Raw genomic sequence first — 554 nt, 5'->3', positions numbered from 1 at the left:
AAAAAAAACATTATGTTACAGGAATTACCTATTGGAATACAGTCGTTTGCGGATTTACGCAGCAAAGGCTATTTGTATGTCGATAAGACCCAAGTGATTCATCGCTTGATAACATCCGGCAAGCCGTTCTTTTTGTCGCGCCCGCGCCGGTTTGGTAAGTCGTTGCTGGTGAGCACGATGGAAGAAATCTTTAAAGGTAACAAAGCCTTGTTTAAGGGGTTGTGGATTGAGAATAATTGGGATTGGACGGTGTCGCATCCTGTGATTCGGATTGATTTTGGGGGGATGGCATTTGACACGCCGGAGGCTTTGGTTCGTTCGTTAAAGGCGTCTTTGAAGGAAGTCGCGCAAGCGTATGAAATCGTGCTCGAAGCGGAAGATGTAGCCTACCGGTTTAGAGAATTAATTCACAAACTGCATCAATCCCAAAAGCAGCAAGTAGTCATTTTAGTTGATGAATATGATAAACCCATCATCGACCATTTGAACGATTTGGAAAAGGCTGACAAAAATCGTGCCATTCTTCACGATTTCTATCAGGTGATGAAAGCCGC

The 554-nt window shown here is 43.9% G+C and carries 1 protein-coding gene; it reads left to right on the top strand.

What is annotated here, in order from left to right:
• Positions 1 to 12 precede the first annotated feature (12 nt).
• A partial coding sequence (locus ASC50_RS03535; protein ID WP_158648367.1) for an AAA family ATPase occupies positions 13 to 554 on the top strand: 542 nt, incomplete at its 3' end.

Source organism: Candidatus Symbiothrix dinenymphae (assembly GCF_001431085.1).
Note: the sequence above shows the minus strand (reverse complement) of the source record. Positions and strands in the feature narration are given on the sequence as shown.